This is a genomic window from Halorientalis persicus (assembly GCF_900110215.1).
Lineage (GTDB): Archaea > Halobacteriota > Halobacteria > Halobacteriales > Haloarculaceae > Halorientalis > Halorientalis persica.
Genome location: NZ_FOCX01000013.1, coordinates 63740 through 76716 on the forward strand (window position 1 = coordinate 63740; position 12977 = coordinate 76716).

The window sequence follows — 12977 nt, forward strand, 5'->3', positions numbered from 1 at the left end:
GAGCGCGCCTGAGAAGCGGACCCCTTTCCAGCACCGCGCGCCGTCCTGCCGAGCGGTGCGTGGCCGACCGTGGGGAGGCCACGGGCTAGCGAGCGGGGAGCACCGCGACCCGCGAGCAGCGAGGCAGGGCTCGGAAGACGAACGGAGTGAGTCTTCCGGCGACCTGGCCGGAGCGAGCGTCCATCGGGATAAGCCCGCTCGTGTCCGGCCCGGACTGCAGGTCCGTGTCCAGTGTGACTGTCGTCGAGGCAAACTCGCGTCAGCGAGGACAACTCGGCGGCACAAAGCACTGGAACGCGAAAGCCTGCGAGGGGCGCAACCGACGGGCTTACCCGATGGCGTCGAGGGCACATTCATTTTAGCCCGGAACGGGCGCTCGCGGTGCGGAGAGCGCCCGCACGCCCGGAATGGTCGGTCGCGAGCGACGCGGAGGCCGGTAAGCGGCGAGCGGGGCGAACCGTTGGGACACACCAGTCTTCTGAGTGAGTCTCCCGGCCGATCGAATCGGGCCCCTGGCGGACTGTGAGGGCGAGCCCGGGTCGCGTGGTGGCAGTAGTCTCTCTGCGGGCCCTATCTCGAGTGCTGGCGGCTGACCGAGAGATATCCCGTCAGAGAGACCGCGACCCGGGCGAGGGCTCACGGAGTGTTCGACACCACCGACGTTCACATCGGAATCGGAGTCCTCCCAGTGGGACTCCTTCCAGTGCCGTCTCCGGTCGGGGCAGGGTCTGTTGGTCACCAGTCCTCACGAGCGAGCGAGGGACAAGCTGGGAACGATCGAGAGCCAAAAGGAATCGAGCTACCGAAACATCATCAGACTGCAATTAGTCAGCTGTTACCGGCGACCAGGTCCTCAATGAACCGGAACCCGTTCACGAACGTCACCGAGTCCCCGTACCCTTCACTCGCGAGCACGGTCTCGGCCCCCTCGCCGGCCGCGATATCGGTCGTGTAAATATAGACCTCGGTTACCGTCCCCGCGCTGAGATGCTGGGCAGCGAGGGCGGCGAGGGCGGCGTCCGCACGCTCGACCTCGTCGGCAGGGCGCTCGTCTGCGTTCGCGATGTACCGCTGGACCCCGTCCATCACTCGCGAGACAACCGGTTCGGAGAACTCGAGCGGCGCCGCAACCGTCGCCCAGCCCTTGTCGATCGCGGCGTCGACGGTTCGGTGGAAATCCAACGGGTGACAGATTCTAGCGTGGATCGGTAAGTACAGACGAGCAACCGAACCCCTGAAAAGGGAAAAGTAGTAGCTTCAGACTGAGAAAACGCGAGTGAGTCGTTTATAACCAGATACCCAATCCAAAGGTATGACTCGAAATGAGAGAGAAGAGTCGAGTCGGTTGGTGAGTACAGACACAAAGATAACGGCAGTCTTTGTGGTTCTTGGATTAGCTCTCTGGTATGGCTCAACGACAGTGACTGAGAGCCGACCCATTCAGTTTGCTCTCCTTCTCGGAGTCGGTATTATTGTTCCGACCCTGATCAACGAACTGCGAGACTAGTAAACTAACTATGGTTTCTGAGTATGCAAATTACTGAAAAGGCAATACAGAGGTGTGCGTAGAAACACAGTAATTCGCTCAGACAAAGGAGCGAACAAGTTCGTACGCTGTTCTAGCATAAAGGGAGGATCTAACCACCAAGGCGGGCGGTCAAGGCAAGAACGCACAGCGAGTCGAATCTTATTGTGTCGAGCGGAGCGCTCTCGTTGCCGTGGAGTTCGCTGTGCGTTCGGACCTTCCACTGGACGCACCTCCGATGGAGCTTACATCGGACGTACCCCCGTCACCTACTCCATTTTCGGTCGCAGCAGATCCTGGATTAAGTCCTTGATCCGACTCTCATCGGCAAGATTGTCGAGTACGGTCTCAGCTTTGATCTCCAGTTCGTAGCGGTTGGTCTTCCCAAGCCCCTGGCCACGGCCCTTCGTCGTCTTTGCCAAGATACCCGAATCAGCAAGATCGTTGAGCTTGTCGCGGAATCGGCGTTCAGAGATGTCCTTGGCGTCGATATGCTCACAGAACACTTCGTACAGCGAGTACAGATCCTTCGTCTCCGGCAACTTAGTGCCGGTTACTGTCGCGTGCGTCACGGTCAAAAGCGCCAGCGCACGTTGGAGCGGGAGTGACTTAATCCCGCGCTCGACGGCAGCCCGCTCAAGATACTCGTGGGCGTTGCGGACGTGCTGCTCGGTGACCTCAGATTCGCCCTCATCGTCGGCGAACCGACAGGCACGGAACAGCAGCTTGATTGCCTCACGAGCGTCACCGGAGTCCTGAGCGGCGAGCGCACTGGTGAGTGGGATGGCATCGTCAGTGAGCACGTCGCTCTCGAGTGTTTGCCACGGCTCGTCCTCATCGTCGATGTCGGTGTCACGAAGGGCACCGGCCGCGCGCCGAGCCAAGATGTCTCTGAGTTGGTTGGCGTCGTATGGTGCGAACTCGATTTCGTCCTCGCCGAGCGAGGAGCGGACGTCGGCGTCTAGGCTCTCGCGGAACTGGAGGTCATTCGTGATGCCGATAATCGAGAGTCGGACGTCGTCGGGTTCGGCGCGAGGGAGCTCGTAGAGGATGTAGTCATCGGTGCCGATGGCGTCGATCTCGTCGAGGATGACGATCACCGTGCCGCCGATCGCCTCGAGTTCGTCGATAATCATCGACAGCAGCGTCTTCTTCTGGTAGCCGCTTGGGAGTTCCTCGCCTGGCCCGTAGCGTTTTTCTCGGAGTGCCTTCAGGAGATGCGTCATTACGTGGTAGCTCTTGTCCATCCCCTTGCAGCGGACGTGGACGACGTGGAGGTCGAGGCCGTTGTCGTTCGCGAAGGACTGCAGTTGGTTCGTCTTTAGTTTGACGCCGACGGTCTTTCCCTGGCCCGTCGGGCCGAACACAAACGCGTTCAGCGGCGTCGAACCCATCGCTGCCGGCTTCAGTGTCGAGTGGAGTTGGTTCAGTTCCCCTTCTCGCTCGGGGAGCGAGTCGGGTTGGTACGTCTGGGTGTTTGGGTTGAGTCGATCTAAGTCGACGAAGATCGAGTCTTCATCCCCGAACGAACGCATTGAGGCAATGTGTGGGTTGGTGGGTCATAACCCTGTCGTCCGAGTGGTACGGTGACGTCCGCGTTACGGGGGTGCGTCTAGTGTAAGCTGGTGGTGGTGTGGTATCAGATCAGATCGATCAGACCCGGGGGACGGGGGTGCGTCCAATGTAAGAGTGGAACGATAGGGACAGAGAATCCATCACACGTCAGATCTAACTTTGGCCAGGGGAAGGCTTATTACACCACTACTCAAACAATATCTGTACTCCGCAAGACTTTGCGGTGTAGGTAGGTGTTGGTTGCTGGTTGTGAAAGTCGGACTAGAGCTTCGTGAGTTTACATTGGACATACCCCCGTCCCCCGGGAGGTAGCGGAAACAGTAGTCTCTCTGTTTAAGCCGAGAGCATCAACAGCCGTGTCCTCGATCAACTCTTCCAACACGGAAACCGTCACAGCCGGGGGACTCCTCGATGTAGCGCGTCCAGTATGTCGCGAGGTCAGCAGGGTTACAGCGTACGTACAGTTGCACGGGCCTTACAGATGCTCGAGTTCGACCTGGAATCGCGGGAGCGCTGCAAGCGGGATTCCTCCAGAACGGTCACCCATGGTCAGGTATTCGTGCAAGACTGCCTCCAGTGTCCCGTCAGTCGAGCTCGTCCGGATCCGGCAGATCGACCTCGACACCCTCTCCGGGGTGTTCGAACTCGTCGGGGTCGATGGCATCCCAGTCGGTCTGTTCGGCTGGGGTTTGCTCTTGCTCCATCGACGCCGTCCTTTCTTGCTGGTCGCGATCGAGTCGGTCCTCGATCCGATCCAGTTGAGCACTGATCTCGGTGACAGTCTGCATCCGTCGCTCGAGTGCGGTCAGCTGATCGGCGACGGTTGCCAGGTCGTTTTCGATTGTCTGGATTTCCTCCATGGAGGAGTCTGCGTTGAGAAGATGCGCAGCAGCCAAGCTAATCAGAATCCGGAGTGTCGTCGCTTTGTTCGTCGAGAAGGTATCCCCCACGGCGTCGACAAACGTCTGTTCCGTTGGGGAGAGACGGGTTGCATAGGTTGTCCCCTCTCCAGTCTCGTTGCCAGTCGGTGACGATGGGGACTCGTACTGTTCTAGTATGTCCTCGGCAGCGGCGATGATCGCTTCGACATTCGCATCGCCGTCGCTAACACTATCGATGTCGCTGGTATACTGATCCATCGATATTCTTACCATCTCTGCCCGCCCTCAAATAAATTTCTCTCCACCTACACGAACCGTCAGCTCAACCTCTCTTGTTCCCTCCTTCCTCCCACGCTATGACGGGAACCCTGTTCTCTCTCAGCCGTCTGATATGCCAGATCGCTGGCTGCTCTCTGAACCCCCTGTTTCGTCTGGTTCTCCTCCAGTTCTACCGCCTATATCACTCTATACCATCGAACAGTCGAGGCAATCCAGCAGAGAAGGAGGAATCTGCAGAGGGTCGCTAATAGATGTTACATCCGTAACCGGCAGTCCAAGCTATATTTACAGAACCGGGATATATGCCCGAATACGTAGAGCCGTATTGCGGTTTTTGCTGTAAACAGCATTTTCGAGCGAAAATAGAGGCTGTTTTCGAAATGAGGAGGATAGAGCGAAAACCACACTAAGGGATGGGGGTAGAATTGTTTACAGTGGTGTAAACAATCTCCCTTTCAGAAGGGTGTTGAAATCACCGTTGTCTTGCGGTTCTATCGTGTTTACGTCTGGATTTCATATCATAATACTGTGGGAAATGTGGAGTCAGGCGGAGCGAAAAGAGAACAGCTGCGGTTTGAAATTGATTTGGCTAGGCTACTGGTCGGACGTTGAATCGGGATTGTTGAACCGGCTATTCCCGACCGTCCTATCAAGGATGATACCAAATCCAGTAACCGAATCTAATCCTGAACCGGTCACGGATTGCTCGGTGATGCCCTCGTAACTCTGGACATCCCGTGCCGGGCGGTCGTCGACATGACCTTCTTCTTCAAGAATATCCAAGAGATGGTGAGCCGCTTTTTGACTCTCGAGAACCCAGATTGCTTTTGCGTCGTTTGTCCCACAGAACTCCGCGAGTTTCTCGTAGTCATCAATGACATCGCCACGCCGAAGTGGCGTTTCCGGCCGATCCGGAATCGATGTTTCAACCTCCATCACACGGTGCTCCTTCTGAGGATGAGTCGCGATGAGATCGAAGGTACCAGCTGTGTCATCGCCACCAATGTACGTCTTCACGGAGAAGCCGCGATTCGAGTAGATTCGCTCAAGAAGTGAGACTACCACCTTGTGGCGAGGACTTTCACGCGGATCACCCTGTTCTGTCCCCCAGACGATCTCGTAGTCGTCGAACACCGCTAGGGCTTTGTTCGTCGGCCAGTAGTACGTGTAGCGGTTCGCCAGTTGCACCTCTCGCAGATACTCGTCGTCGACGAGGTCATCAGCGATCCCCCGTCGATCAAACTCACGGGTTGCCATCGGCTCTCCACGCTGGTAGAATGACAGATCATCGTTCCAGTAGTCGACCACATCCTGCAAGAATGTCAGCTCCTGGTTGGTTAATGCGTCTGGGGACCGCTCTTCTGGATTTTCTCCGTTACTATCGCTCTTATTAGCCGTCGACGATCCATTGTCGGTCACATCCGCAGACGACCCATTGCCGAGGTTGTTCAGCTGCGTGAGCCGATTCGCCGTCTGCTCGGGCGAGATACAGTACTTCTGCCGAGTCTTAGCCCGGGTTGCCTCAGACATCGGTCGAATCGCCGAGTCCGTTTCAGCATGTCCCGGTGGTAGCGGCAGCGGTTCCAGCGTCATGATCTCTGGCTGTTGTTCCTGGAAGCCAGTCGGTGGCAACTGAGCGATGAACTGTCCCTCGGGAAGCCCCTGGATGAAGTCACGGATCTCATCTCTGTCCAGCCCACCGTGGAAGAGACTGTCCGGCAGGTCATCGTCGGTCGAGACGTTGCCGATGATCTTGGTGTTGATGTTGTTCAGGACCTCCGTGTACACCGACCGGTTCTTGTGCGGATCGTCGCCGAGGACCTGGGCGGGATACTGCATGACCAGCCCCAGACTCAGGTCGAACTCACGGCCTTCCGGGAGTAGCTTGTTGTGGACGATGTTGCTCCGGGCCAACGGCGCGCTCTCTTCGATGAGACAGTTGACGACGTAGTCGTCCCGATTCGGTGTCTGGAGGCTCTTGATCGCAGTCCACAGATGGCTCAGGAACAGCACGTTGAACATCTGGGAGGCATCGTCACGAAGCTCCCCAGTGTCGATCACCACCACCTTGTTGCTGTGGAGAATCTCTCGCAGATCGAGAACGTTCTCGTCCTCGGCGTACCAACCGCGATTGTGGTCCCACTCGGGCTTGTAATCGAGCATCCGCCAGATGAAGTCCCGGTCGTTCAGCTTCGAGATCCGGTTCGTGACGGCGCCGGCTGTCTTCTTGAACTGGCGATCGTTCTTCTCGGTGTGGCGTTGCAGTGATGCCGCCACCGTAGGCGATGAGGTCTCTGGAACACTCTTGTGCATCTCGTACTCCAGAGCCATGTCGTAGAGATCCGAGATAGGGAACGCATCACCGCCCACACGGGTTTCCTCGAGGCGAGCCTGATCCGGGTCGGGATACTCGGCCCGCTCCTCCTCGAACAGCGTTCGGATGAACGCTTTCAGCACGTCGTTCCCGACCCACGCCTGCTCGACTTTCTCCTCACCGACGGCGAACCTGAGGACTTCGTAGAAGTGGTCGATCGTATCCTGGATTGCAGATTCACGGGAGCGGCCAGCCTGATAGATCAGCGGCCGGAGGTCGAAGAACGGTAGGCCCGGGACCTCCTGGTCATCTTCGGGGATCTTGATGTACTCGACGTCGTCGAGGTCGTCGAAGATGTACCGATGACTTCGCAGGTAGTTGTCGCACATATCTCCGCCCTTGGAATCGAGCAGGAACGTCGGACCAGAGAGCTCATCGTGGGCGGTCAGCAGATCGTTGATGCCGGCGACGGTTTTCCCGCTCCCCGTGGAGCCGGCCCGGAGGTAGTGCCGAGTGAGTGTCTCAGCATCGAGATGGATCGCCTCACGCTGAGTGACTTGATTCCGCCATTCAGCCACGGATTCGAGTGCTTCCTGGCCTGTGGACTCGTTGGGACTGTCGACGACAGTGGCGGCTTTCCCGATACACATCCCCTTGTCGAAGGCCTGGAAGACCTCCTCGTCGGGCGTCGTCAGCGGGGAGTGAGCAGCCGGCCCACCGCCCGAAGCACCTCGGGAGGCTTTGGGGAGTGAGTCGATCGTCGGGACCGTCACGAAATTCGCGAGTTCGTTCGCGTTCGCGACGAGCATGGGCTTGCTCTTCCAGAACGCCTCGAAGTGGGTCGGCCGAGTCAACTCGTGGTTGAGCAGGCGCTGGTACTCACTATCATCTTGTCCCAGGTACTCACCTTCAACTTGGTAGAATGACCCAGACAGCTGGCTGAAGGAAGACTCCGCATCCCGGATCACCTTCTCATCACTCGAGGCACACCGGATCGAGACGTTGAAACTCGTCTGCGGGTCCTTGTTGTTGAGCTGGGCCATCCGCGTCGCTTTGTGCCGGGACTGATCCTCTGGCCCTTGTTCGGCAGAGCCGACTTCTTCGGCCGGCGTGTCGTTGCGGTGGCGGCTCCGCTGTTCGTGTTCAGAGACGCCGACCAGCCGGTCAAGGAAAGTCTGGATGAAAAAGCCGAACCCGGAGGTGACGCCCATCTTGAGGTTCCGTTTCTGGCTTTCAGCCTTTCGTGTCCAGTCGACACGGGGCTCGAACACCGCCTGGAACAACCACTCTTCCTCGGTCGTGATCGCGGTTTCGAGCAGATCCGACAGTGGGGACCGGTCGGTGCTGTCGTCGTCGAACTCGGACAGCAGCATCATCCAGTCGTGGCGTTTCTGCTCTTTGCCGACCCACCGACAGAGGTGGGGCGTCTCCTCGAAACACTCTGAGAGAGCAACATCGTCGGTGTCGAAGCGGTAGTTCGACGGGTACTGGCTGGTCGTCTTGCTGTGGAGTTGATCGAGGTCGTCCTCTTGATCGATCCCGAGATAGAATTGGAATCGCTGGTGGCCGGCGGGCTTGTGAATCAGGAACTCGAAAGAGTTGACCGGCTCGACGAAGTCGAGATGGTTTTCGAGGCCGAGCGGGAGTTCGCGACCGTCACCCATCGCGTGCAGTCCGCGGAGCTGGCTGGTGATGGTCTGCGGGGAGAGTTCACTCCGGACGGGTGTGATCTCGATATACTCACGGGCCTGGGTTTCTGCGGTGGCTTCAATCGCGTCACTCCCAGTCTGTGTATCGACACTCGGGTCCTGCGTCTGTGAGTCGTCGGAACTGGTGTCTGAGGAGGTGCTGTCGTTTTCGTCCTCAGACTGGGACTCACCAGTTGGCTCGAACGGGATCGAGTCCGACCCTGACGGAGAGCGGTCCTGAAGCGGTGAGGAATTGAGCGAACTGCCAGGTCGAGAGAGACGAGAGGCTGCTAACTCGGTCCGATCCGTGTCGTCGACCGGATCTGGACGCTGATCAGTGTTCTGAGAATCTCGAGACGGCTTACTGTCTGGAGAGTCGTCGCTATCGGACATCTGCAGCTATCGGTTGCAGCGCCAACAGGTTATTATTTTTGACTGGATATTCCAAGAATGAAAGATGCCACTGGACGACTGTGGTCAATCATACCCATCAGAGAGATGCCGGATTGGACTACCTCTGATCCCCAAACACTTTAGACCATAGTTCGCGTACTATGCACTATGTCAAACGCTTCAACACCCATCCAACCGCCGGACGCAGGACACACTGCTCACCGGTTTTTCGTCATCCAAGAGCTACTGGGCACACCTGAACTCGCACGTTTCTACACTGATCTCCTGATTCATTCCCCATCGACGGTCACCGCAGTCCGTGACCGCCAGGGATTCTCCAAGAGTACCGCCTACAAATACGCGAATACACTTGCCGAGATGGGTATAGCGGACGAACTGGACAAGTATGAAAACGGCTCCACACTCTGGCGTGCCGACCCTGTGAGTGGCGACTGGACAGACGAAACGACCCTCGAACTCGGCCCTGCCATCATTGCAGTCTACGGTGCGACCAGTGTTGATGATGACCTCGAGCTATTCGTCGACCGCCACGGGAAAGCCGCACTCGCACCCGCGATCATGGCTACGATCACCTATCTCCAGGGAGAGACAACGCGCCGTGGTGTCGCGGACGAACTAGGTGTGCCTGCTGTAGAGGCTATCGCGGTCACACAGGCAATCGAGCGAATACTTGCGGTGGTGAAACCCTATGACCCAACCCTAAGCGAGGTCACGTTCGCGGTGGACGTTCACGACCGTGCGATCGATCAGGGACCATACCAGCGAACCGATGAGTGAGGAGCATCCCTCGCCATTCCCGACAGCCTTTATTCTGGATACGAGTTTTCTCCGGACGGTTGGTGGGACAGAGACCGACCCATATCAAACATTCATTCAGCACGTCAAATCGAAGCATGTTGACCTGTATCTGACGCCGGGTGTCGTGGAAGAACTCGCGGAGCAACGTGGATACATCAGCATCGACTGGGTCGACCGAGCAGACACGACCGAGTGGATCACTCTTATCGACTCTGTAGAGCCAGGGGTCCGGGTTCACGATGGGCCGCGTGCTGGCGAGATTATGGATCGTGTCCACGAGCGGCTGGCGAAGTTTGAGCAAACAGACCCTGACAAATTGCGTAAGACTGATTCAGAACTTCCAGCAGCGGCTGTAATGCTTTTGGGATCAACAGCGCATGATTCAATTGGGATACTGATCGACGATCGGAATGCTGAGCGGTCGATTTCAGGTGTGCTTGACAATACGTACTATGAGGGGCGAATTCGAGTGTTCAGTATCTGGGATGCGATAGAGTACATGGAACAGGATACTGCATAGGATGTACTGATCAGTTGGGTACGATAAGTATAGAGCGTGAAGTCAGCACACCGTTACTACTTCTCACAGAAAGCCTATCCCTATTTGAGAACGACCGTGAATCGTGCAACTCGGTCCGACCCTCGTTGAACATCCACTGCTCGGTGTTACTTTCGCGTTGACGGTAGTCATCTTTGTCGGGAATCTTTTCGCACTGGGTTACTGGGCCCGTGCGGAGGCTACGGCACGTGACGGGTCGGTACTCGGGACGTTCATGTACCTCGCTACAGGTATCGGGTTGGTCAACTACGTCTGGGTCCGCTACGTCCAGAACAACTGGGAACCACGCACACAGCCAGCCGACCGACGCGAACGGTTGGTCACCGCCTACTCGATGGCCCTCCTCCTAGCGTTCGTGGTCGGCGCGCTCGTCACGCCACCAGACCCGTTCACACAGGTCCTTGCTCTTCCGCCGCTGTTTGCGGGCTCGTTCGTCATCTCATACCTGTTCGTCATGCGAGAATCGGTCAGCAAGAGTGACGATACCGCTGATTAAACGTGTGGAGTTCTTGCGGCGTAGAGCTATTTCAGTCGTAAATTGGGAGATGCGATACTTGCGACTGAATTTTTCAGTTTCTGAATATATACAGTTCGACGTAATACAGCGGTCGTCTGTACTGACCAATCCGATTGCGCCAAATCTGAGCGAATTCTTCTGCAAGATACGCAGGCCCATTCTATCGGGTAGTTCAATTGCAAGCCCACGAAAACAGCGCCCCCTATATCAGGCCTGCCCCGATTTCCGGTTCGGCTTGAACATGAGCTTGTACCACATCAGGAACAGCAGTAGTGCGGCCCACTCAACGACCAGCAACACCTGGTGGATCATCCCAGAGATCCAGCGATACAGATCGCCCGACCGCTCCAACATGAAGATCCGGACGTAGTGGCTGGTGTAGGCCTTTTCGTAGAACGTACTGGCTCCGGACATCGGGTCAGTGCCCTCGAACCCAACGGTCACGAGCGCGGTCGTCGATTGCACAGTCGCCCATCCACTCGCGTTCGTCGTGACAGTACTCGTTTTCGCCCCGTCGACGGCGAGTTTTGCCCCACTAATCCCAGTCGACGTATCGGGATCGAACAGTCGGACGTGGACGGTTTTCCCGTCGTTTTGCATCTTGATCTTGGATTCCTGGTAGGTGATATGCTTGACCGTCGTCTGGATACTGTTCCCAAAGATGTCCTCAGCGTTGGCCTGCAGGTTCTGCAGCTGGGCATCCGTCATGTAGGTCTTGCCAGCGTAGCGGGTGTAGAGCGGCGTCTCCCCCTTCCGGTTCACAACCCCCGGTGGAAGCGAGCGATCTGAGATGTTCGTCGACGACGTGCGCTTGTCGACTTGGTATCGGAGGCGACCGCGCTTCGACCAGTTCCCCAGCGCCGCGTAGTCCCGGTACAGATGGGCTGCCTCTTTCTTTCCCACTGGATGACCGAAGGTCGTCGGAACTGTCTTCTTGCGATCTCCGACAAACTTCGTAATCGAGTCGTACAACGACACGGGGTAGAATCGCCAGGGACCATATATCGTCTCGGATTTCTTCGATCCACTCGGTGAGAGTCGAATCTGACCGAGTGGCTGTCCGGACAAATCCTGCGTCCCATTGATCGTGATGTAGAGTTCATTCGTCGGTTCCCGATCAATCGCATGGACAGTCACCGACAATTCATCGGGCTGTGCGACCGAGACCCCAGTGCTATCGGCAACAATCGATTTGGTGCCAATCGTCTCGCTATAGCTCTCTGAGACACAGTCCGGGTGCTCTCCGTCTTTCCCCCATCGCCGTTGGAGCGTCACCTCGACCCGGTGGGATACCTGCAGCGTACCGCTCTGTGGATTGCCAAAGTTGAACGTCGCTCTCCTGCCCCGCCGTTCATCGCCACCCAGTGAGACACGCTTGGTTACCTTCGTGTCGACGATGGACAGCTGCTCCCATTTGCGGACATCGTAATACTCGGTCCTGGTCGTGGTGTTGTTTGTTCCTGGGAGAGAAACTCGTTTTGTGACCTTGCATTCGTCCTCGAGTGTCGTTTCCCAATTTGATGGGTTGATCAGTCGGAAATCCGACGGTGCCAAAACCGTAACATCGTCTGGGCTGACGATGAATTGTCCGTCCAGAAATGCCCCTGGCGACGTTCGGGCGATGCCAGCCCATTGGTTTTTCAGGACGGTAATATTCCGCTCTGAGAAATTACTGTGGAACTTGATCTTTCCACCGCCGTCGAACCAATTCGTCCCAATCGAATTGCCAGCTGGGCGTTTGGCGATTCGCGGCTTCGTGTCGAACTCGGACACGGCCTTGCTGTTGCGACTCTCGTAAGAGACCGTCTTCCCCTTGTTCACCTCGACCGCCCACGGGTTCACGATCCGCGGATCGGAGCCGCCCGTAATCAGGGCGTTCCGAGTCGGGAGCCACCCGTTCCGTGGCTCAGATTTCCCCAGCGCATAATAGCCGTTCACTACCTCATGATTCACACCGGCTGTCCTGACCGTCTTGTTCGTCATGTTCCTCGCCGAGACGATGGCAGTCTCGTCAGGCTTGACCCACTTATCTTCATAGGGGATGTGGATATCCGTCGAGAGCTGTTTCCGAAAGCCGTCTGTCCGGGGCGCGAGCGCGTTGATCTTCCCGTTCGGCAACCCCGTTGTCTCGAACGAGAACGGTGGGATCCCGGCGGAGACATTGTAGGTGTTGGCTCCATTCGGGCCGTAGTCGGTGAACGGGATCATCGTCTCATTCCGCGCTGGATCGCTGTCAGCCGACGCGAGGATCTTGAACGGCCCCGAAGAGCTGGCCGAAGCAGCAGTGTTAGTTGTACTATTCGAGGAGTCCGTGTTGATCGCGGGCTGTGGGGGCGTCGTCAGCGCTGTTGCCGGCACGGTCGCGACGAACGTCTGGAGGACGAGGCAGGATACGACTGCAACGATGATGAGGCTACGAGCGACGGA

General features: G+C 57.3%; 7 protein-coding genes and 1 pseudogene. 3 read left to right on the forward strand and 5 right to left on the reverse strand.

What is annotated here, in order from left to right:
• Positions 1-828: 828 nt before the first annotated feature.
• The 4 genes and pseudogenes from BMX17_RS14475 to BMX17_RS14495 all read right to left on the reverse strand — a co-directional run.
• Positions 829-1164: pseudogene (locus BMX17_RS14475) on the reverse strand (hypothetical protein); the annotation flags it as partial.
• Between the two features lie 630 nt (positions 1165-1794).
• On the reverse strand, positions 1795-3060 hold the full coding sequence (locus BMX17_RS14485; protein WP_092661302.1) for a Cdc6/Cdc18 family protein: 1266 nt from the start codon (positions 3058-3060) through the stop codon (positions 1795-1797).
• Positions 3061-3684: 624 nt separating this feature from the next.
• Positions 3685-4239, reverse strand: coding sequence for a hypothetical protein (locus BMX17_RS14490; protein WP_092661304.1), 555 nt, complete (start codon positions 4237-4239; stop codon positions 3685-3687).
• 615 nt (positions 4240-4854) lie between these two features.
• The gene (locus tag BMX17_RS14495; RefSeq protein ID WP_139203528.1) at positions 4855-8238 is read right to left on the reverse strand and encodes an ATP-binding protein; all 3384 of its coding nucleotides are present in this window, start codon (positions 8236-8238) and stop codon (positions 4855-4857) included.
• Positions 8239-8823: 585 nt separating this feature from the next.
• Between BMX17_RS14495 and BMX17_RS14500 the strand changes: the two genes are divergently transcribed.
• The 3 genes from BMX17_RS14500 to BMX17_RS14510 all read left to right on the forward strand — a co-directional run bounded on the left by BMX17_RS14500 (position 8824) and on the right by BMX17_RS14510 (position 10529).
• A complete protein-coding gene (locus BMX17_RS14500; RefSeq protein ID WP_092661308.1) occupies positions 8824-9453 on the forward strand; it encodes a DUF7437 domain-containing protein in 630 nt (209 codons plus the stop codon).
• Positions 9446-9994: a PIN domain-containing protein gene (locus tag BMX17_RS14505; protein ID WP_092661310.1), complete on the forward strand. Its 549-nt coding sequence runs from the start codon at positions 9446-9448 to the stop codon at positions 9992-9994. Before BMX17_RS14500 ends, BMX17_RS14505 begins: the two co-directional genes overlap by 8 nt.
• 253 nt (positions 9995-10247) lie before the next feature.
• Entirely contained in the window at positions 10248-10529 is a 282-nt protein-coding gene (locus BMX17_RS14510; protein WP_244515011.1) for a twin-arginine translocase subunit TatC, read from the forward strand.
• A gap of 228 nt (positions 10530-10757) precedes the next feature.
• Here BMX17_RS14510 and BMX17_RS14515 read toward each other — a convergent pair whose 3' ends face one another.
• Entirely contained in the window at positions 10758-12758 is a 2001-nt protein-coding gene (locus BMX17_RS14515; protein WP_092661314.1) for a hypothetical protein, read from the reverse strand.
• Positions 12759-12977: the final 219 nt, after the last annotated feature.

Excerpts from the sequence above, each read along its gene's own strand:
- BMX17_RS14485 (WP_092661302.1), bottom strand. The coding sequence starts at position 3,060 with ATGCGTTCGTTCGGGGATGAAGACTCGATCTTCGTCGACTTAGATCGA.
- BMX17_RS14490 (WP_092661304.1), bottom strand. The coding sequence starts at position 4,239 with ATGGATCAGTATACCAGCGACATCGATAGTGTTAGCGACGGCGATGCG.
- BMX17_RS14495 (WP_139203528.1), bottom strand. The coding sequence starts at position 8,238 with ATGGGTGACGGTCGCGAACTCCCGCTCGGCCTCGAAAACCATCTCGAC.
- BMX17_RS14500 (WP_092661308.1), top strand. The coding sequence starts at position 8,824 with ATGTCAAACGCTTCAACACCCATCCAACCGCCGGACGCAGGACACACT.
- BMX17_RS14505 (WP_092661310.1), top strand. The coding sequence starts at position 9,446 with ATGAGTGAGGAGCATCCCTCGCCATTCCCGACAGCCTTTATTCTGGAT.
- BMX17_RS14510 (WP_244515011.1), top strand. The coding sequence starts at position 10,248 with ATGTACCTCGCTACAGGTATCGGGTTGGTCAACTACGTCTGGGTCCGC.
- BMX17_RS14515 (WP_092661314.1), bottom strand. The coding sequence starts at position 12,758 with ATGATCCCGTTCACCGACTACGGCCCGAATGGAGCCAACACCTACAAT.